Annotated in this window: 14 protein-coding genes; 10 read left to right on the plus strand and 4 right to left on the minus strand. The window is 70.2% G+C overall.

Going from position 1 to position 18500, the window contains the following annotated elements:
* Nucleotides 1-16 precede the first annotated feature (16 nt).
* The 3 genes from QHF89_RS24380 to QHF89_RS24390 form a co-directional block, all read right to left on the minus strand.
* Entirely contained in the window at nt 17-1312 is a 1296-nt protein-coding gene (locus tag QHF89_RS24380; RefSeq protein ID WP_136970234.1) for a sensor histidine kinase, read from the minus strand.
* Nucleotides 1313-1351: 39 nt separating this feature from the next.
* On the minus strand, nt 1352-1744 hold the full coding sequence (locus QHF89_RS24385) for a response regulator (protein ID WP_136927683.1): 393 nt from the start codon (nt 1742-1744) through the stop codon (nt 1352-1354).
* Nucleotides 1745-1828: 84 nt separating this feature from the next.
* Nucleotides 1829-2905: a VWA domain-containing protein gene (locus QHF89_RS24390; protein WP_284720889.1), complete on the minus strand. Its 1077-nt coding sequence runs from the start codon at nt 2903-2905 to the stop codon at nt 1829-1831.
* Nucleotides 2906-3160: 255 nt separating this feature from the next.
* Between QHF89_RS24390 and QHF89_RS24395 the strand changes: the two genes are divergently transcribed.
* The 10 genes from QHF89_RS24395 to QHF89_RS24440 all read left to right on the plus strand — a co-directional run bounded on the left by QHF89_RS24395 (nt 3161) and on the right by QHF89_RS24440 (nt 17092).
* Nucleotides 3161-3604 carry a response regulator gene (locus tag QHF89_RS24395; RefSeq protein ID WP_136927685.1) on the plus strand — a complete coding sequence of 148 codons (444 nt, stop codon included), beginning with the start codon at nt 3161-3163 and terminating at the stop codon, nt 3602-3604.
* Nucleotides 3601-5994, plus strand: a complete 2394-nt coding sequence (locus tag QHF89_RS24400; RefSeq protein ID WP_136970232.1) for a chemotaxis protein CheA — start codon at nt 3601-3603, stop codon at nt 5992-5994. Before QHF89_RS24395 ends, QHF89_RS24400 begins: the two co-directional genes overlap by 4 nt.
* Entirely contained in the window at nt 5984-6568 is a 585-nt protein-coding gene (locus QHF89_RS24405; protein ID WP_136970231.1) for a chemotaxis protein CheW, read from the plus strand. Before QHF89_RS24400 ends, QHF89_RS24405 begins: the two co-directional genes overlap by 11 nt.
* A 33-nt stretch (nt 6569-6601) precedes the next feature.
* Nucleotides 6602-7096, plus strand: a complete 495-nt coding sequence (locus QHF89_RS24410) for a chemotaxis protein CheW (RefSeq protein WP_136970230.1) — start codon at nt 6602-6604, stop codon at nt 7094-7096.
* 10 nt (nt 7097-7106) lie between these two features.
* Nucleotides 7107-9317 carry a HEAT repeat domain-containing protein gene (locus tag QHF89_RS24415; RefSeq protein ID WP_284720890.1) on the plus strand — a complete coding sequence of 737 codons (2211 nt, stop codon included), beginning with the start codon at nt 7107-7109 and terminating at the stop codon, nt 9315-9317.
* Nucleotides 9317-10219, plus strand: coding sequence for a CheR family methyltransferase (locus QHF89_RS24420; protein ID WP_136970228.1), 903 nt, complete (start codon nt 9317-9319; stop codon nt 10217-10219). Before QHF89_RS24415 ends, QHF89_RS24420 begins: the two co-directional genes overlap by 1 nt.
* Before the next feature lie 37 nt (nt 10220-10256).
* Nucleotides 10257-11366, plus strand: a complete 1110-nt coding sequence (cheB, locus tag QHF89_RS24425; protein ID WP_136970320.1) for a chemotaxis-specific protein-glutamate methyltransferase CheB — start codon at nt 10257-10259, stop codon at nt 11364-11366.
* A gap of 94 nt (nt 11367-11460) precedes the next feature.
* Nucleotides 11461-13761 (plus strand): transglycosylase SLT domain-containing protein, encoded by a 2301-nt coding sequence (locus QHF89_RS24430; RefSeq protein ID WP_136970227.1) that lies wholly within the window; start codon nt 11461-11463, stop codon nt 13759-13761.
* Nucleotides 13762-13806: 45 nt separating this feature from the next.
* Complete coding sequence (locus tag QHF89_RS24435) at nt 13807-15240, plus strand: phospholipase C (RefSeq protein ID WP_284720891.1); 1434 nt, start codon at nt 13807-13809, stop codon at nt 15238-15240.
* Nucleotides 15212-17092 (plus strand): cytochrome-c peroxidase, encoded by a 1881-nt coding sequence (locus QHF89_RS24440; protein WP_284720892.1) that lies wholly within the window; start codon nt 15212-15214, stop codon nt 17090-17092. Before QHF89_RS24435 ends, QHF89_RS24440 begins: the two co-directional genes overlap by 29 nt.
* On the opposite strand, the gene QHF89_RS24445 is transcribed toward QHF89_RS24440, so the two are convergent.
* Nucleotides 17089-18477, minus strand: a complete 1389-nt coding sequence (locus QHF89_RS24445; RefSeq protein WP_284720893.1) for an ATP-binding protein — start codon at nt 18475-18477, stop codon at nt 17089-17091. The genes QHF89_RS24440 and QHF89_RS24445 overlap by 4 nt on opposite strands.
* Between the last annotated feature and the right edge of the window lie 23 nt (nt 18478-18500).

The following is an 18500-nucleotide window of genomic DNA, read 5'->3' on the forward strand; positions in this document are numbered from 1 at the left end:
GCCGGCGAGGAGGGCCCTAAGTTTCGAAGCGCGGCGAGGCCTCGCGCGGCGCTCCGCGTTGCGGCACCTCGAACCAGAACGTGCTGCCTTGCCCGAGCTTCGACGTGACGCCGATCGTGCCGCCGTGTTGCTCGACGATCGCCTTCGAGATCGCGAGCCCGAGGCCCGTGCCGCCCACCTTGCGACGGTGCTCGCCGTCGAGCTGCTCGAACCGGTTGAAGAGCCGCGCGAGGTCCGCCTCCGCGATCCCGGGCCCCCGATCCCGCACGTCGAAGCGCACGCGGCCGGCCGCCGTCACCTCCACGCCGAGCTCGACCCGCGCCTCGGACGGCGAGAACTTGAGGGCATTGGACATCAGGTTCGTGAGCACCTGAGCGATCCTGTCCTCATCCACCACGAGCTCGACCTCACCCCGCACGTCCGCCCAAAGCTCGACCTTGGCCTCGGCCGCCACGGGCGAGAGGCTCTCGACGAGGCTCGAGATCAGCCGCCGCGCGTCGACGTGCTTCGGGGACAACTCAAGCTTGCCCGCTTCGATCTTCTCCAGGTCGAGGATGTCGTTGATGAGCCGCACGAGCCTGTCGGTGTTGGTCCGGGCGATCTGCACGAGCTCCATCGCCTCGTCGGGCAGGCGGCCGAGCACGCCGCCTTCGAGGAGCCCGAGCGCCCCGCGGATCGAGGTGAGCGGCGTCCGGAGCTCGTGCGAGACCGTGGAGACGAACTCGTCCTTGAGGCGCTCGATGGCCTTGCGTTGCTCGATGACCGCCTGCGCCTCGCGCGCCCGCGCCACGAGCTCGCCGTTCAGCTTCACGAGCCGCCCGTTCGCACGGCGGAGATCGATCTGCGCGGCGACCTGACGCGCGAGCGCTGAGAGCGCGCTCCGCTGCGCCTCGTCGAGCTTTCGCGGGCCGTGGTCGATGACGCAGAGGGTCCCGAGGTTGTGGCCGTCCGAGGTCGCGAGCGGCGCCCCGGCGTAAAAGCGCACGTTCGGCGCGCCGGTCACGAGCGGGTTGTCGGCGAACCGCTCGTCTTCGTACGCGTCGGGGACGAGGAAGAGCTCCTGGCCGAGGATCGCGTGCGCGCAGAAGGCCACCTCGCGCGGCGTCTCGGTCGCGTCGAGCCCGACCCTCGCCTTGAACCACTGGCGCTCGCGATCGATGAGCGAGACCAGCGCGATGGGCGTGCCGCAGATCGAGGCCGCGAGATGCGTGAGATCGTCGAAGGCAGGTTCGGGAGGCGTATCGAGGATCGCCGCATCACTCAGCGCTGCGAGCCGCTCGATCTCATTGCCAGGGAGGGGTGCTGCTTTCATGAACGCTCCACCCACTCCCTTGCACGCGGTGCGCCACGATCAAGCGCGTGTGCTTGCGTACGAGGCGAGGATGTCGAGGATTTGTCCGGGGAGAGACATGGGGTCGAAGGGCTTGGGGATCACACCCGCGGCGCCGAGCTCGCGGTACCGATCGACTTCGTGCTTCTGCACCTTCGCGGTCATGAAGATGATCGGGATCGCGGCCGTGACCTCGCGCGCGCGGAGCTCGCCGAGCGTCTCTTGGCCATCCATGCCTGGCATCATCACGTCGAGCAGGATCACGTCGGGCGACTCACGCGCCGCCGCGTCGAGCGCTTCGTGCCCCGACGACGCGAGCACGACCTTCCACTTGCCGACGCCCTTCAAGCTCAGCTCCCCGATCCTGCGGATGTGCGGCTCGTCGTCGACCAGCAGCACCTTCGAAACAGGCATGCGTGTTCCCCTCGAAAATGAACGAGGCCCGCGAGCATACCCTGATGCGCGCGGGCCTTGGCGAGCCGATGGCTCGACGTCGTCCTACTTGGCGGCAGGCGCGGCCTTCGGCGCCGGCTCCTTCAGATCGAAGGCCGGAGGCGCATTCGGGTTGCAGTCGGGCGGAGGCCCGAAGCCGTCGGCGTTGAACTTATACTCGACGTCGCCGGAGCCCTCGGGATCCTGCTTGCTGATCGCCTCGATGCGCACCTCGTGCTCACCCTTGCGGGCCGGCGTGCAGTACGAGAGCAGGTAGAAGCGCTTCATGTGCGATTCGATGCGCGCGGCCATCCGGTCGAAGGCTTCCTTCACCTTCGCCTGATCCGTCGCGAGCTCGGTGCCGTCGCGCCCGATGTCGTCGAGCTTCGCCTTGCCGATCTCGGCGCCGACGCCGATCGCATAGATCTGGTAGTTCTCGTACTCCTCCTTGTCCATGTCGTCTTTCATCTGGTCGCGGGTCACGCGCGCGGCGCGATCCGTGCCGTCCGAGAAGACGACGAGGGAGCCGAACTTGAGCGGGCGCTTGTCCTTGTCGAGCTCCTTCTTGAGCGTCGCGAGGCCCTCGACGACGGCGCCGTGCAGGTTCGTCGACGGGTCCTTGGGCTTGTAGCTGCGCAGCCCTTCGAGGCCGCCTTCGACCGAGCCTTGCGCCTCGGTGAAGGGCACGACCGAGTGGATCTTCTCGGAGCCGTCGAAGGCGTACACGCCGACCTTCTGCGTCTTGCCGACGCGCTCGGCGAAGGCCTTGGCGGCGTCGACGAGCGCGTCCGCCTGCCCGGACTCCGTCACGCTGCCGCTCATGTCGACGAGCAGCATCGTGTACATGACCGCCGCGACCTCGGGGTTCTGGATCGTCTGCTTGCTCTCGAAGGTCGAGACGATCTCTCCGTCCTCGTAGATCTTGAAGTCTTCGGCCTTGAGGCCGCCGACGGGCTTGTCCTTGCCCGCGTCGACCGTGAAGAAGACCCAGACGTTGTTGGGCTTCTTCTGCGCCGAGTTGATGAGCCGGACGTTCAAGCCACCCCCGCACGCGACGAGCACGAGCGCGAGCAGGGAGCAGAGCGTCACCCAGGCGTAGGAAAAGGTACCCGCGCCGCGCGCGGCCGTGTTTCTGTCGTTCACGGACCGCATTAGGGCAGCACCTTCGCGGCCCTGTCAATTCGCGGGCGCGTGGACAGCGCCGTGACCACGAACCCCACCCGAGCCCCCACGAGACGCAAGTTCTGCACGTTCGCGCAAAAGGGGCCCCCGACGAGGGCGCCGTTCCGGGCAAAAAATCCGCGTGCTCCGCGGGGCAGGTCACGGCAGCAAGGCTCCGGCGGGCGAGACGCCCCCAAAAACCTCCTGATCGTGAGGCGTTTCCGCTAACCTCAGGGCATGGCTCGTATCCTGGTCGTCGAGGACTCCTCTGCGTTCCGGGCGTTCATCCGCGCGGCGCTCGAGGATGCGCCGGGGCTCTTCGCAGCGAGCCCGGACGACACGCACGGTGAGGTGGAGGTCGTCGAGGCTGCCAGCGGGTTCGACGCGCTGCGCCTCCTGCCGCGCGGGCACTACGACCTCGTGATCACCGACATCAACATGCCGGACATCAACGGGCTCGAGCTCCTCCGGTTCATGCGCGACAGCGAGCGGCACCGCAAGGTCGCCACGATCATCATCTCGACGCAGTCGTCCGAGAAGGATCGGGCGCGCGGCCTCGCGCTCGGCGCCGACGCGTTCCTCGCGAAGCCCTTCACGGTGGAGGCGCTGCAGCGCTCCATCACGTCGATCCTGCAAGCGCGCAATTCCCTTCCGGCCGAGAGCAGCGAGGGGTCGCGTTGACGAGCGAGAGCGAACGCGCGCGCGAGGAGTTCTTCTCCGAGGCGCAGGAGATCGTCGAGGGGCTCGGGCGAGATCTGCTCGCGCTCGACGAGGCGCAAAAAGCCGGCCACGTCGACCCGGATCTCATCAACGACGTCTTCCGCGCAGTGCACACGCTGAAGGGCCTGGCAGGCCTCTTCGGCGCGACGCGGATGTCGAGCCTCTCGCACAAGCTCGAGGAGCTGCTCGACGATCTGCGCCTCGGCAAGGTCAACGTCACGGCCCCCGTGCTCGACCTGCTCTTCCTCTCGGTGCAGCTCTACGGGAAGCTGCTCCAGGCCGAGAAAGAGGGCCGCGATCAGCCGATGCCCGAGCTCGAAAAGCTCCTCACGCAGCTCGATCGCGGGGCGGGCGCGGGCGGCACCGCGGGCAACGGCGGGCACATCATCGATCCGAACCTGCTCGCGGTGCTCACCGAGTTCGAGGAGCACAAGCTCAAGACGAACATCGCGCAGGGCAACACGCTCTACCGGCTGAAGATTCGGTTCCAGCTCGCGACGATCGACCAGGGGCTCGACGAGCTCAAGGCGACGGCGAAGCCGCACGGCGACATCATCACGTACCTGCCGGCCAACGACGGCGACGACCTCGACTCGATCACGCTGGAGATCCTGATGGGGTCGCGCGCGTCGGCAGCCACGCTGCGCAACGCGCTCCACCACCTCGGCGTGGAGGTCGAGGAGCTGCCGCGGCAGGGCGGAGGTCCCGCGCCCGTGCCTGCGCCCGCGCCCGCGCCTGCGCCCGTCCAGGCGCATCACATCCCGACGCCCACGCCTTCGCCGCCGCCGGTCGCGCCGAGCCACGCGCCGAGCGCCATGCCGCCGCTCGGCCATGCGCCGCTCGACATGACGGCGCCGCATCCCTTCCCGGCGCCGCGCCTCGACGCGGGCGCGAGCATCCCGCCGAAGGCCCAGGAGCTCGGCACGATCAAGAGCGTCGCGCAGACGGTGCGCGTCGACATCCAGAAGCTCGACGTGCTGATGAACATCGTCGGCGAGCTGTCGATCGTGCGCACGGAGCTCGAGCGCCTGCTCGAAAAGATGCGCGACGCGCACACGAACCGCGAGCTTCGGATCAACCTGCACCGGCTGCAGCGCGACTTCGAGCGCAACGTCATCAGCCTGCGCCGCGGGATCCTCGAAGTCCGCATGGTCCCGCTCGGCCAGGTCTTCGACAAGCTCGCGCGCGTGGCCCGGCAGATCAGCCGCGAGGCCGGCAAGCAGGTGAACCTCGTCATCACGGGCGCCGAGACCGAGGTCGACAAGCTCATCGTCGAGGAGCTCAGCGATCCGCTCATGCACATGATGCGGAACGCGATCGATCACGGCATCGAGGAGCGGGAGATCCGCGAGGCGGTGAGCAAGCCCGCCGTGGGCACGATCGCGCTGAACGCGTTCCAGAAGGGCAACCACGTCGTCATCGAGATCGAGGACGACGGCAAGGGCATCGACACCGAGCGCCTCCTGGAGAAGGCGATCCGGATGGGCGTCGTGCAGGGGGACGAGGCGCGCACGATGAGCCGCCGCGAGGTCCTGAACCTCATCTTCATCCCCGGCCTCTCGACGAAGAGCGCCGTCAGCGAGATCAGCGGCCGCGGCGTCGGCATGGACGTCGTCAAGACGAACATCTCGAAGCTCGGCGGCGTGATCGACGTGCAGAGCGAGCCGGGCATCGGCACGAAGTTCACGGTGACCTTGCCGATCACGCTGGCGATCATCAGCGCGCTGATCGTGAAGGTGAGCGACCAGCAGTTCGCCATCCCGCTCGCGAACGTGCAGGAGGCCGTGTGGCTCGACGCCGAAGCGGTGCGCGTGATCGACGGGCGCGAGGCCGTGACCCTACGCGGCAGCACGCTGCAGCTCTGCTACCTGGCCCGCCTCTTCGGCCTCTCCGACACGCCGGACACGGTCGGCACCGGCCCCTTCGGCTCGGGGTTCGACGCGTCCCCGATGTCCCCGATGAGCCATGCCCCCGGCGTCCCGCCGCGCGGCTCGCTCCGCAGCGAGAGCATCCGCCAGGACTACGCGGCCGCGGCCTTTCCGTACCGCCCGGCCAGCGGCTCCTCGCCCTCCGCGCGGACGGCGCTCGCGCCGCGCCAGAAGCGCCGGTTCATCGTCGTCACCGCGGTCGGCACGCGCCGCCTCGGCCTCGTCGTCGACTCGCTCGTGGGCGAGCAGGACGTCGTGATCAAGGGCCTCGGCCCGAGCCTCAAGAACGTCGCGGGCTTCGCGGGCGCGACGCAGCTCGCCGACCAGCGCATCGCGCTCGTGCTCGACGCGCCGGCGCTCGTCGAGGAGATGTTCGCGCACGCGGATCGTGCCCGCATGCACGGAGGCACCCATGGCTTCTAACCTGGCCCGCCGCACCTCCTCGTCCGCGGTGGTCCCCGCCGCCGCGGGCACCAAGCGCAAGAAGGCGCAGCGTGATCGCGGTCCCATCACCGAGTACCTCGCGTTCCGCCTCGCGGGTGACGTCTACGCCGCGCCGGTCTCGATCATCCGCGAGATCCTGAAGCTCCACCCGCTCACGCCCGTGCCGCGCGCGCCCGCGTCGATCATGGGCATCATCAGCGTGCGCGGGCAGCTCGTCACCGTGATCGACCTGCGCCGCCGCCTGCGCCTCTCCGAGGGGCCCGTCACCAGCAAGGCGCGCATCCTGCTCGTGGATCCGATGGGCGTGGAGCTGCTCGGCCTCTACGTCGACGAGGTCCTGCAGGTCTACCGCCTCGCCGACAGCGAGATCGAGCACACGGCGACGGCGCTCGGCGGCGAGGTCGCGAGCTACATCGCGGGCATCGCGCGCCCCGCGCAGGCGCAGGCGAGCCCGCAGGAGGGCAAGGGGGTCGCCCTGAAGAGCGTCGGCGTCGTTCGCCAGAACGCGTCCGTGATCATCCTGCTCGATTTGAAGGTGGTGCTTTCGTCCTGACGGATCGCCGTACGGGAGAGACGGACCCAGCAGATGCCCGACTATGGCCAGAGACACCGCGCCGATCCGCAGAAGAGCCTCGTCGGCTTCGTCGTGGGCGACGTGCACTACGCGATCGGGATCGGCCAGGTGCGCGAGATCGTGAACCCCTTGCCGGTGACGCCGCTCCCGCACACGCCGCCCGAGGTCTCGGGGGTGGCCGATCACCGCGGCGACGTCGTGCCCGTCCTCGATCTGCGCATCCGCTTCGGCCTGCCGCCCACGTCGCCGACCCGCTCGACGAAGTGGATCCTCGTCGACGCCGGCGTGCGCATGGTCGGCCTCATCGTCGACGCCGTCTCCGAGGTCTTCGGCACCGGCGCCGACGAGATCCGCCCAACGCCTCCCGTCGGCGGGGGCCGCGATTTGCGTGGCATCTCGGGCGTCACGAACCACAACGGGCTGCTCGTCTTCGTGCTCGACACGAAGCGGTTCACGGAGATCGTCGATGACATCGCCGATGTCCTGCCGCCGGTGGACGACCTGTGAGGAGCACGCCGTGACCCCCCCTTCGCTCCCTTTCATCTCGCCTGCGCTGATCGAAGCTGCCCTCGACGCCGCGGACGCCGAGGAGCGCCGCCAGGCCACCTCCCTCGCCGCGGAGCTGCCGCTCTACGATGCGCTCCCGCTCCTCGTCCGCGCGCTCGGCGACACCGACTGGCGCGTGCGCAAGGAGGCCACGTACGCCGTGCGCGCCTTCATCCCCGCGCCGAGCCTCATCGAGGCCATGGTGAAGACCTTCGAGCCCGGCGACAACGTCGGCCTGCGCAACGCCTCGATCGAGGTCCTCGCGAACTGCGGCAGCGCCGCCACCGCGCCCCTCGAAGCCTCGCTCGCGCGCCTCGACGCCGACGGCCGCAAGCTCGCCGTCCAGGCGCTCGGCTACACGCGGGATCCGCACGCCCTCGTCATCCTCGAGCGCTCGCTCCGCGACCCCGACGAGAACGTCCGCCAGGGCGCGGTCGAGGCCATCGCGCAGCTCGGCCCGATCGCGCCCGTCGAGGTCCAGCGCCTCCTCTTCCGTTGCCTCGACAGCGCCGATCCCTTCGCCAAGCTCGCCGCGCTCGAAGGCCTCAACGCCCTCGGCGCCGTGATCCCCTGGGAGCGCCTCGCGCCGCTCCTCGAGCACCCTTCCCTCCGCTCCGCGGCCCTCTCGGCAGCCGCCGCCTCCGAGAGCCCCGCGGCCGCGCCTGCGCTCGCCCGCATGCTCCACAAGGCGCGCGGCGGCACCTTCATGCTGGCCATCGCCGCGCTCGCGCGCCTCGCCGAAGGACCGCTCCTGCCCGCCGTCACCGCGGCCCTCGCGGCCGGGGGCCCCGAGCTCGGTGAGCGCCTCGTGCGCGTGGCGACGGCCGAGGGCACAGACCCGCCGCACCACCGCGCCATGGCGCTCCTCCTCGCCGCGGTCGCGCGCGCGCCCGGCGTCGTCGACGCGGCCGCCGCCGCGCTCGCCGAGGAGACCTTCACGGAGCAGGCCGAGCGCGCGCTCTTCCTCCTCGGCCCCGCCGCGCTGCCCGGCCTCGTCGCGCGCATCGCCCCCGAACAAGGCGCGACGCCGCTCGTCGCCGACGTGCGCGCGGCCCTCATCGAGGTCGCCGCCAGCATCGCCCTCGCGCCCGGCGCGCCCGAACGGCCCACGGCGCTGCTCGAAGCCCTGCGCAAGGCTGCGCTCGATGAAGAGCGCCGCGTCGCCACGAGCGCCCTCTTCGCCCTTTCGAAGCTCGGCACCGAGGAGGACCTCGCGCTCGCCGTGCGCCTCGTGGCCTCGCCCGTTCGCCAGGTCGCGCACGCCGCCGAAGGCGCGCTCGCCTCGCTCGCGACCCGCCACGAGAAGGCCGCGCGTGCGCTCGGCGATACCCTCGTGAACGGCCCCGGCGACGACGCCTTCGCCGCCGCGATCATCCTCGGCGCCCTCGCGGCCACGCGCCGCGCATCGAGCCCGCCCCCGTCTCCCGGCGACCTCGGCTTCCTCGCGCGCGCGGCCGCGGCCGAGGACGTGCGCACGCGCCGCGCGGCCATCGGCGCAGTCGCCGAGATCGGCGGCGACTCGGCGCTCGACGTCCTCTCGCTCGCGCTCGCCGACGAGGAACGCGAGGTCCAGCTCGCGGCGGCGCGCGCGCTCGGTTACCTCGGCGCGGCGGCGCGGCGGCGCGAGCTCTCGCCCGACGCGCACGCGACCCCGAGCCTGCGCACCATCCTCGACATCGCGGGCCGCTCCATGGATGCCGAGCTCGTGGCCACCGCGATCCGCGCGCTCGGCGAGGCCCTCTCCACGATCCCGCCCGAGGCCGCGGGGCGCGCCGCGGCCTCGCTCATCGACGCCCTCGCGCCGCTCGCCCGTGAGGCCGAGGCCGCCGTGGCGATCGCCGCGGCCGAGGCCATCGGGCGCCTGCGTTGGGGCACGTCGGGGCGGCAGGCCGCGCTCGTCGCGGCGCTCGATCATCCGGATGCAGCCGTCGTCAAAGCGGCCTTGCTCAAGGTCGAGACGAGCAGCCCCGACGGCGAAGTGCTCCTCCGTTTGCTCGACCATCCTTCGCCCGACGTCCGGCTCCTCGCGGCCGAGACGATCGCGGCGAGCGACAACTCGACCTTGCGGGAGCGCCTGGCGCAACGCGCGTCGCACGAGCTCGATCGGGACGTCCGCGACACCCTCGAGGGCGCGCTCTCGTCGATCCGCTGGCGAGGAGAAAGGGGTTTCTTCGGGCCGTGATGCGCTTCCCGGATGAGATCCGCCTCGCGCCGGACGAGTTCCGCCTCTTGCGGGATCTCATCAACCAGCATTGCGGCATCTCGCTGAGCCCGGAGCAGCGCCCCGTGATCGAGCGGCGCTTGCGCGAGCGCCTCAGCGTGCATGGCTTGCACTCGTTCGGCGAGTACTACCAGCTCCTCCGCTCGCCGGATCGGGGCCGGGCCGAGCTCGACGAAGCGCTCGATCTCGTCACGATCAACGAGACCTATTTCTACCGCGAAGACTACCAGCTCACGGCGCTCCGGACCGAGCTCTTCCCGATGCTCCGCCGTCCTCCGCTCTCCCGCGAGAGCCTCTCGATCTGGAGCGCGGGCTGCTCCACGGGCGAGGAGGTCTACTCCATCGCCATCACGGCCAAGGAGGCCGGCTTGTCCGGCCGCCGCGACGTCCGCATCTTCGGCAGCGACATCTCGCGCCGCTGCGTGGCGCACGCGCGCCGGGGCGTGTATGGCTCCTCGTCGTTCCGTGCGATCCCCCCGGACCTCAAACGAAAATACTTCGTCGAGAAGCCCGACGGCATGCACGTGCAGGACGATCTCCGGGCCTGGTGCCACTTCGGGCACCTGAACCTGCTCGATCCGGTCCGGGCGTCGGTCGTGGGCCGCGTCGACATCATTTTCTGCCGCAACGTTCTGATCTATTTCGACGATGCCTCACGGCGCCGCGTGATCGACATGTTTTATGATCGACTCCTCCCGGGCGGCTTCTTGCTCCTCGGCCACTCGGAGTCGCTCCTCAACGTCTCGACCGCGTTCGAGCTCGTCCATTTGCGCGACGACCTCGTCTATCGAAAGCCCATCACGGCCTCGCGGTTTGCCCCGCAGGGGTTGGAGGGCGGAACGCCCGGAACGGGGAAGCCATGAGCACTTCGGCAAGGGATGCAGCAGAGGTGAAACGGTGGTGAAGACCGGTCCGCTGCGGGTACTCGTCGTCGACGACTCCGCCTACAACCGAAGAAACATCGCGGACATCCTCAGCGGCAGCGACGAGGTCGAGGTCGTCGGCAAGGCGGGCGACGGCGAGGAGGCGCTGCGCCTCGCGTTGAGCCTCAAGCCCGACGTCATCACGCTCGACCTCGAGATGCCGAAGATGGACGGCTTCACGTTCCTCCGCATCCTCATGGTCCGCCAGCCGACGCCCGTGATCGTGGTGTCGAGCTACAGCCAAAAAGAAAACGTCTTCAAGGCCCTCGAGCTCGGCGCCGTCGACTTCGTCGCGAAGCCGAGCCAGAGGCTCGCGCCCGACGCCTCGCTGCGCCGCGAGATCCTCCAGAAGGTCCTCCTCGTCCGTTACCTGCGGCCGCTCGCGGCCGTGAGCCAGCGCAACAGCGCGATCCCGCCGCTGCCGCGCTCCACGGCGACGCCACCGGTCCTCTCCACGCCGCAGCCCGAGCAGCCGAGCGCGCGCTCGGTCGCCAACATCGCGGCGCGCTTCATCGTCGGCATCGGCTCGTCGACGGGCGGCCCGACGGCGCTGCTCGAGATCCTGAGCCGCGTCCCCGAGAAGTTCGCCGGGGCGATCCTCATCGCCCAGCACATGCCGGAGAAGTTCACCCGCACCTTCGCCGAGCGCCTCGACAGGAAGAGCGCGATCCGCGTGTCGGAGGCCGTCGACGGCGACATCGTCACGGCGCGCCGCGCGTTCATCTGCCCTGGCAAGATGTGCATGGAAGCGGTCGTCTCGCAGGGCCCGAGCGGCATGGGCTGGAACGAGATCCGCCTGCGCGTCGGCCCTCCCTCGCAGCACGACCGGTACATCCCGAGCGCCGACCGCCTCCTGCGCAGCCTCGCGCCGGTCGGCTCGCGGGCGTACGGCGTCATCCTCACGGGCATGGGCGACGACGGCGTGGCCGGCGCCCGCGCGATCCGGGCCGGCGGCGGCACGATCATCGCCGAGAGCGAGGAGACCGCGGTCGTCTACGGCATGCCGCGCGCGGCGGTGAAGGCCGGCGTGGTGAACGAGGTCATGGGGCTGCCGCAGATCGTGGACTGGGTGGCGCAGTTGTCCTAGGTGGGGGGCTCCGGTCGGATCGCTTCGCGCTCCTCCACGCCCCCGCGCGAAAGTTGACCCCGCGTCCCCACCGTGAGACACCCGCCCTCGGGTCATGCGCTTTCCCAAGGCCGCACGCGTGTTCGTCACGGCCGGCTGGCTCCTCGCCGGCGCGCTCGTTTCTCCGCCGAGCCTCGCCCAGCCGAAGCCTGCGCCTGCCGGGTTGAAACCTGCGGCCGCCAAGCCTGCGGCCGCCAAGCCCGCGCAGAAGCCCAAACCCCAGGCCTCCGCGAAACCTGCGCAGAAGCCCGCCGCCAAGAAGCCTACCGGCAAAAAACCCCTCACGCGCAAGCCCGGGGAAGCCGGTGAGCCCGACGAGAAAACGCGCCGCGCCATCGCTGGGTTGCCGCCGACGCAGCATCGCAGCGTCGACGAATCGGCCGAGCTCCGCGCCCTCCGCGAGCTCGACCTCGCCCTCTTCTCTGCGGCCCCGAATGCTGGCGCGGCTTGGCCCTCGGACGACCTGCCTACCCTCGATCGGGGCGGCCCCGTCCTCCTCGCCACCGGCGTTCCCCCTTCGGCGCCGCTCCCTGCGCCGCTCCAGCCGCAGGCGCCGGCCGACCTCTCCTTCCTCAAAAAGCTCGACCTCCCCGACATCCCCGTCCGCTGGGATGCGCGCGTCCTCCGTTACCTCGAGTTTTACAAGAACAACCCCCGCGGCCGCTCCATGGTCGCCTCGTGGGTCAAGAAGAGCGGCCGTTATGGCGCGGCCATTCGCCGTGTCCTTCGCGAGCAGGGTTTGCCCGAGGATGTCGTCTGGCTCGCGCTCGTCGAGAGCGGGTTCGATCCGACCATTCATTCGCCCGTAGGCGCCGCCGGCCTCTGGCAGTTCATGCCCGAGGGCGCCCGCATTTATGGCCTCACCGTCGACCGCTGGATCGACGAGCGCCTCGACCCCGAGCGCTCCACCCTCGCCGCCGCGCGTTACCTCTCCGACCTCCACCGCCGCTTCGGGACCTGGGAGCTCGCCTTCGCCGCGTACAACATGGGGTATGGCGGTCTCCTCGCCTCCATTCGCAAATACAACACGAACGACTTCTGGGAGCTCAGCCGCCTCGAAGCGGGCCTCCCGCTCGAAACCGCGCTCTACGTCCCCAAGATCGTCTCCATGGCGATCGTCGCCAAGAATTGCGCCGTCTTCGGCTGCGACGGCGTCGAGCCCGAACCTGCGGTCACCTTCGACAAACTTTCCGTCGGCCCCGGCGTCGCGCTCCGCACCGTGGCCACCGCGGCCGGCGTCGACCTCGACGCCGTCGAGGACTTGAACCCCCAGCTCCCCGTCGGCCGCACCCCGCCGCTCGGCCCCGACGCCAAAGAAGGCGCCTCCTTCGTCGTCCGTGTCCCGCCCGGCACCGGCGCCCGCGCGGCCAAGACCGTCGCCAAGCTCCTCGAGCGCGAGGACAAACTCGAACGTCACCTCGTCCGCTGGGGCGAATCGATCGAGGACATCGCCGCCCTCCGCGGCACCACGAAAAGCACCTTGCTCTCCTTGAACGGCCTCCGTTCCGGCGAGCAGGTCCGCCCTGGCACCGTCCTCCTCGTCCCCGAGGGCGGCCCCGACAAACCGACCGTCGCCAGCGTCTTCTCCGGCGTGCGCGGCGAAAAGCCCGTCATCGTCGTCCCGGCCGAGGCCTTCACCTACCGCGATCGCCGCCGCGTCTTTTATCGTGTCGTCGCCGGCGACACCGCCCGCGAGGTCGCCTCCGCGCTCTCCGTCTCTGCCGCCGAGATCGCCCGCTGGAACACGCTCGACCCTTCGGCGGCCCTTCATGACGGAATGACCTTGCAGGTCTTCGTCCCGCGCGAGCGCGCCCTCGCGAATGCGCTCGTCCTGGAGGAGCCCGAGGCCCGTGTCCTGCCCGTCGGCTCCACCGAGTTCTTCACCCATTTCGAGAACCTGAAAGGCCGCAAACGCCTGGAAATCGCCGCCGCCGAGGGCGACACCTGGCGTGGGTTGTCGAAGCGATACAATCTCAGCCTCGGCATGCTCGAGCGCATCAACCACCGCTCGCGCACGAGCCCCCTCGCGCAGGGCGACAAGGTCGTCGTGTACGTCGCGCAGCCGGCCCCGCCCAAGGCCGCGCCGGCCCCTGCCAAGGAGACCCCGGACGACAAGGCCGAAGCCGTCGCCGTCGCGGCGCCCGTCGAGGACAAACCCGCGCCGAGCGAGGACCTCGACGAGCCGAAGCCGGAGAGCAAGCCCGCGGCGGACGAGGGGCCGACGAAGCCCGCGACGTTCCGCAACGAGACCCCGCCGCCTGCGCCCGACAAGCCTGCGTCCGGCAAGCCTGCGCCCGACAAGCCCGTGACGTCCAAGCAGACCCCGGCGGCCGCGCTCCCTCCGCCTGCGCCCTGATTTTCTCGTAGCCAGCCACCGACCTCGCGCGCGATGATGGAGTCGATGCGCCGCTCCAGCTCTTTGCTCCTCGCTTTGCTCCCGACCCTCGCCCTCGTCGGCTGCACGCCCGACGAGGAGGCCCCGCCGCCCCCGCCCCCGCCCCCGGGCCCCGCGGAATGGAACCGCGATGTCGACCCGCCGAGCGACGACGAGGCCGCCGCGAAGCGGGACGCATGCGGATACACGGCGGGCATGCTCCCCGCGGAGACGCAAGGGAAGTCGCACCCCTATGGTGCCGAGATTCCCGTCGATCACATCGTGGTCGTCATGATGGAGAATCGCTCCTTCGACCATTACTTCCAAAAGCTGCCCGAGTACGGCCAGGACGACGTCGACGTCGCGCCCGAGAACTTCACGAACCCCGACGACACCGGCACCGCCGTCGCCACGTTCCGCGACAGCCAGCTCTGCTTCGTGGACACGAACCACGAATGGACCGGCACGCACGAGCAGATCAACGGCGGCAAGATGGACGGGTTTTTCAAGACCAACGACGGCTGGCACGAGCTGCCGAGCGCCGGCGCCCCCGAGGACATGCTGAGCGGCCGCCGCGGCCTCGGTTACTACACCCAGGACGACCTGCCGTTTTATTACTGGCTCGCGAACGAGTTCGCCATCGCGGACCACTACCATTCCTCCGTCCCCGGCCCCACGTGGCCGAATCGCATGTACCTCTACGCGGCGAGCTCCTTCGGGGCCGTCCACAACACGTTCGTCACGCCGGACAAGACGCTCTTCGATTACCTCGAACTGCGGCAGGTCTCCTGGCGCGTGTACGTCTCCACCACCCCCGGCGCCGCGATCTTCGTCGACAAGTACCTCCAGTACAGCAAGGACGAGCACGGGCATTTCGTTCCGATCGAGAATTACTTCTACGACCTCGAGACCGGAAACCTGCCCCAGGTCGTGTTCGTCGATCCGGGCATCGCGCGGGAAGGGTATGCGCAGAACGACGAGCATCCGCCCGCGGTCGCCATGCTCGGCGAGCAGTTCTCCGCCACCGTCATCGACGCCCTCGCGAAGAGCTCGGCCTGGGATCGCTCCGCCCTGTTCCTCACGTACGACGAGCACGGCGGCCTCTACGACCACGTCGTGCCTCCGGCCGCCTGCCCGCCCGACGAGATCACCCCGAAGCTCGAGCCGGGTGATACCGACGCGAAATTCGACCAGCTCGGCGTTCGTGTCCCCCTCCTCGTGGTCTCGCCCTACGCGAAAAAGCATTTCGTCGGTCACAAGACCTACGACCACACCTCGATCGTCCGCTTCATCGAGGCCCGCTTCCAGATGCCGGCCCTCACGAACCGCGACGCGAACGCCGAGGCGCCCTGGGAAATGTTCGACTTCGAAAACCCCCCGCACGCCGAGCCCCCCACGTTCGCGATGCCCACGGTCGACCAGGCCAAACTCGATGCCTGCAAAGCGATCTTCGAGCCCTGAACGCCTCTCTGCGCTCGTCCTCGCGGCCCTGCTCCTCGCGGGCTGCCCGGACGAGCCGGAGGCCCCCGCCCCCGCGGACACGAGCGCAAAGCCGGTCGTGTCCACGGCCCCGCCCGAACCTCCGCCCTCCCCGCTCGTACGGATCGTCGAGGAGCCTGCGCGCCGCGGCCTCGAGGCCCTCGAATCCCTCGTGGCTGCAATGCCCCAGGGCCGCGGCGATGCCGATTCCCATTACCTCGCCCTTCGCCGCTCCCTCGCCGCGGGCGCGCCGATCTGGCGCAGGCCGGAGAGCCTCGGCGGTGAGGTCGTCTTCGGCCCCCCGCGCTCCATCGACGAAGGCGGCGGCGCGCTCCTCCGCCTCGACGCCGCCCTGGTCCTCGGGGACGCCGCGGCCGCGCGCGTCGAAATGGTCACCCTCGACCGCGCCTTGCGCCTCTTCCAGAGCGAAGCGCGCCGCATCCCGACCGTACCCGGGGTCGTCGCGCATGCGCTCTCGCTCGCCGCCTATGACCTCGGCGCCCTCGCGCTCGAATCGTTCCAGGGCGTCCCCGAGGGCTCCGCCGCCGTCCTCGCCGATCTCCGCGGCACCCTCGATTTCATCGAATCCGCCTCCGCGGCCCTCGCGACCCCCGGGACCGCCGAAACCCCGGCCGCCCTCGCATCCGTGAAAGAAATCGCCCGGCCCCTCCGCGCGCGCCTCGACGCCGCGAAGACCGCCGATGACCTCGACGACCGCGCGAGCTTCGTCCTCGCCACCGGCCGCCTCGGCGCCGCGCTCCGCCGCCTCGTCGCCGCCGCCGGCCTCCCCGTTCGAATGCCATACCGCGCCCGTTTCCCGGTCGCGAAAACCGACGCGGACGAACCCGTCTCGGCCCTCACCCTCCCCGCCCCGCGCATCCGCCCGCGCAGCGCGAGCGGCGACGAAGCCACCTGGGCCGCGCTCGGGCGCAAGCTCTTCTTCGACAAGCGTTTGTCGAAAAACAACGCTCGCTCCTGCGCCACCTGCCACGTCCCCGAGAGAGGCTTCGCCGACGGCCTCGTCCGCCCGCCTTCCCTCGATCCGGCCGTCACGCTGCGCCATACCCCGACCTTGCTTTATGGCCCGCTGCACGCCGCCCAGCTCTGGGACGGCCGCGCGCTCACGCCCGAGCGCCAGGCCCTCGGCGTCATCCGTGCCCGCGCCGAAATGGGCCTCGAAACGGACGAGCTCCTCCACGCCATCGAATCCGCCGCGGACCTCCGCGCCCTCTTCCAGGCGCTCCCCACGCCCGGCGTCACCACCGACAACGTCGGCCGCGCGCTCGCCGCCTTCGAATCCGAGGCCTTCGTCCCCGGCGACGCCCCGATCGACGTGTTTGCCCGCGGCGACGAAACGGCGCTCTCGCCCTTGCACCGCCGCGGCCTCGACGTCTTCGCCGGCAAGGGCCGCTGCGCCCGCTGCCACATTCCGCCTTTCTTCGGCGGCTCCCGCCCGCTCGATTTCGCCGTCCCCATCTTCGCCGTCCTCGGCGTCCCCGACAAACCCGGCGGCACCACCCTCGATGCGGACCGGGGCCGCGGCGCTCTCACCTCACGCCCGGCCGACGAGGGCGCATTCAAGACCCCGACGACCCGCGACGTCGCGCGCACGGCGCCGTATTTCCACCACGGCGCCTTCCGCACGCTCGAAGAGGTCGTCGATTTCTACGACAAGGGCGGCGGCAAGGGCCTCGGGATCCCCGTCCCGAACCAGGACCCCGACGTCCGCGCGCTCGGCCTCTCCACCGACGAAAAACGCGCCCTCCTCGCCTTCCTCCGCGAAGCGCTCCTCGACAAAACGCCGCCCGAAAAGCTCGCCGGCCCCCCGCGTTAATCGGTCGCCCGCGCCGGCACCTCGAAGAAAAACACCGCCCCGCCCGCCTTCCCGTTCTCGTATCCCAGGCGGCCGCCGTGCATCACCACGATTGTCTTTGCGATGTAGAGCCCGAGTCCCGTTCCGCCGATGCTGCGCGTGCTCGACGCGTCGGCTTGCGAAAACCGCCTGAAAATCTTGTCCCGGAACGCCTCCGGCACCCCGGGCCCCCGATCCCTCACCTCAACACGGAACCCCTCGGCGATCGATCGTGCATGCACGCGCACGACCTCCCCCACCGGCGAGTGCTTGATCGCATTCGACAGGAAATTCAGGACCACCTGCTGGATCCGTTGCGGATCGACGAACACCGGCATCCCCGCCGGCACGTCCGTCTCCACCTCGATCTCCTTCGCCCGCGCCGCCGGCGCGTAGAGCTCCACCGCGCCCTGCACCACGTCCGCGAGATCCACGTTCGCGAGCTTCAGCGAAATGCTCCCCGCCGCGAGCTTTCGCACGTCGAGCAGATCGTCCACGAGCCGCCCGAGCCGCTGCACGTTCTCCGACGCCATTTGCAAAAGCTCCGCCTGGAGCGCGGGATCCTTTCCCGCCACGCCGCCCACGACGAGCCCGATCGCGCCCCGGATCGCCGTCAGCGGCGTGCGCAATTCGTGGCTCACCACGCTCACGAGGTCGTCCTTCGCGCGCTCCGCCTCGATACGCGCCGTCATGTCGTGCGCGCTCACCAGAATGCCGGGTTTGCCCGTCACGGCATCCGGGATCGGCCGCGCCGCGACCGAAAACCACCGCGTCCCCTCGGTCGTCACGACCTCCACGTCCTCGAAAAACGGCTCGCCCCCCGCCACGTGCGCGAGCACGCGCGCCCCCTCCGCAGGCTCGGCGAAGATCCCCGCGAAGGAGAATGCATTGCCGAACGTCGTGCGCGCCAGCGTATTCGCTTGCAGGAGCGAGCCGTCGAGCGCGTGGGTCGTCACCACGAGCGGCGCATACCGGACGGCCTCCGCGGCGCGCACCACCTCGGGGTCGAACGCATCGCGAATCGGCGTCGCCTCGACGAGCAGGCCCCCGCGGCCGTCGGGCAGCGGGAATGCTTTGAAGCTCATGTGCACGCGGACGGCTTCTCCCTTTGGATAGATCGTCCGCTCCGACCCGAACCGCTCGCCGGTCTGCACGCGCTCGCGGAGCTGCTGCAACGTCGCGCGGATCGTCGGCGACGGGGCGAGGTCCCGGTTGACGAGCTCGCGCACGTCCTCGGCGCGCCAGAGGGCCACGGCCGCACGGTTCGCCCACACGATACGCACCGCGTCCGGGTCCGTGATCCAGACGGGCAGGTCGAGCAGATTCAGGATTTCGAGGCGGCTATCCGCGAGGGGCGAGAAACGCATGGGCGACTCCCGCAGGCGATCCC

This window comes from Polyangium sorediatum, assembly GCF_029946465.1.
Lineage (GTDB): Bacteria > Myxococcota_A > Polyangia > Polyangiales > Polyangiaceae > Polyangium > Polyangium fumosum.

What these genes read in the sequence shown, in the direction of transcription:
- QHF89_RS24380 (WP_136970234.1), bottom strand. Translation starts at nt 1,312, where the DNA reads ATGAAAGCAGCACCCCTCCCTGGCAATGAGATCGAGCGGCTCGCAGCG.
- QHF89_RS24385 (WP_136927683.1), bottom strand. Translation starts at nt 1,744, where the DNA reads ATGCCTGTTTCGAAGGTGCTGCTGGTCGACGACGAGCCGCACATCCGC.
- QHF89_RS24395 (WP_136927685.1), top strand. Translation starts at nt 3,161, where the DNA reads ATGGCTCGTATCCTGGTCGTCGAGGACTCCTCTGCGTTCCGGGCGTTC.
- QHF89_RS24405 (WP_136970231.1), top strand. Translation starts at nt 5,984, where the DNA reads ATGGCTTCTAACCTGGCCCGCCGCACCTCCTCGTCCGCGGTGGTCCCC.
- QHF89_RS24410 (WP_136970230.1), top strand. Translation starts at nt 6,602, where the DNA reads ATGCCCGACTATGGCCAGAGACACCGCGCCGATCCGCAGAAGAGCCTC.
- QHF89_RS24420 (WP_136970228.1), top strand. Translation starts at nt 9,317, where the DNA reads ATGCGCTTCCCGGATGAGATCCGCCTCGCGCCGGACGAGTTCCGCCTC.
- QHF89_RS24430 (WP_136970227.1), top strand. Translation starts at nt 11,461, where the DNA reads ATGCGCTTTCCCAAGGCCGCACGCGTGTTCGTCACGGCCGGCTGGCTC.
- QHF89_RS24435 (WP_284720891.1), top strand. Translation starts at nt 13,807, where the DNA reads ATGCGCCGCTCCAGCTCTTTGCTCCTCGCTTTGCTCCCGACCCTCGCC.
- QHF89_RS24440 (WP_284720892.1), top strand. Translation starts at nt 15,212, where the DNA reads ATGCCTGCAAAGCGATCTTCGAGCCCTGAACGCCTCTCTGCGCTCGTC.
- QHF89_RS24445 (WP_284720893.1), bottom strand. Translation starts at nt 18,477, where the DNA reads ATGCGTTTCTCGCCCCTCGCGGATAGCCGCCTCGAAATCCTGAATCTG.